Genomic DNA, 1,247 nt, shown 5'->3' with positions numbered 1-1,247 from the left:
AAATTGTACATTCTTATCCCATCACTTTAGGACACATTAAAAGTATCATTTATAGTGGCGGTCCGTCGTCTGATAGGTGAGGCGCTGTCGCGCCGGACAGAGATACGCATCTTCCTCGGGCAGGTACGTGTACCGGGTCTTGCGGAACATCCCCTTCTTCCCACCGAAACGCCTCCGGGCGATGACCCCGAAGATGCCCCGTTCGACGAGCGCCTTCGCGATCCCGGTCGTGAAGTAGCCGGCATCGAGTGCGACCGCCTCGAGCGGGAAATGGAAACGTTCGAGGACATGGTCGAGCCGATTGAGATAGACGGTGCTGTCCGAGACGTTCCCGGGTGTGACGTGTACATCGACGATGAAATTGTGCTTGGCGTCGACCGTCCGATGCGCCAGCCAGAAAAAGCCTTCCGGCTTCTGGTCACGATACATGTATCCCGCATCCGGGTCGGTCCGGCTCACCTTGACGAGCCGGCGCTCCCTCTTCTCAGATGACGGTTTCAGTTCTTTTTTCCGCGTTCGGCCCGTTCCTCGTTCACGCGGGTGAGAAGCTCGTCCTCGATCGCACCGACGACCCGTTCGACCTCGACCTTGTCGAATTTTTTCTTGTTCGCGTTCGCCCGGATGTGCGTGGAGTCCGTGATCAGGATGCGCCCGGAGACGAGACCGTGAGATTCCGCCTGTCGGACGATGTCCTCGAAGATTTGTTGGAACACGTCGTTCCCCTGGAAGCGTCGCCGGTAGGCCTGGCTGATCGTCGAATGGTCGGGAACCTTCTCATCGATGCCGAGACCGAGGAACCAACGATAGGCGAGGTTCGTCTGAACCTCCCTCACGGTCTGGCGCACGGAACGGATGTTGAACAGGGGTCCGAGTAGGATGATCTTGATGATGATCTCGGGATCGATGCCGGGCGTCCCGGTGTTCGAATAGAGCGGGGCGCAGAGGCGGTGGACGATCGAGAAGTCGATGTGACGGTCGAGTTTTCGGACGAGGTGATCCTGCGGGACCAGCTGGTCCAACGTGGTCTCCGTTTGGATCGCTTCGTGTCGTTTCTCGGGATGGGCGCGGTACATATCGGGTTCCTCCTTTTGATGACGGGCGGGCTCGGCGTTTACCTTCCCTTTCCCCTTTTGGAGCGATTCGAAGTATGCAACGGGCTTTTTCTTCGGCCATCGAGGCCTCAGAAAAAGACAAACGGCCGTCAGATGACGACCGTTTGCGTTGCTCGCCCGACGGCGCCCCGACTC

The 1,247-nt window shown here is 58.5% G+C and carries 2 protein-coding genes; both read right to left on the bottom strand.

What is annotated here, in order from left to right:
- Positions 1-45: 45 nt before the first annotated feature.
- A complete protein-coding gene (locus tag ON063_RS14555) occupies positions 46-459 on the bottom strand; it encodes a transposase (protein ID WP_274665612.1) in 414 nt (137 codons plus the stop codon).
- Positions 460-497: 38 nt separating this feature from the next.
- Positions 498-1,247, bottom strand: a 750-nt coding sequence (locus ON063_RS14550) for a transposase (RefSeq protein WP_274665611.1), incomplete at its 5' end; no start/stop codon positions are given.

This window comes from Exiguobacterium sp. B2(2022), assembly GCF_028823655.1.
In the GTDB taxonomy this organism is placed as follows: Bacteria; Bacillota; Bacilli; order Exiguobacteriales; family Exiguobacteriaceae; genus Exiguobacterium; species Exiguobacterium aestuarii_A.
Note: the sequence above shows the minus strand (reverse complement) of the source record. Positions and strands in the feature narration are given on the sequence as shown.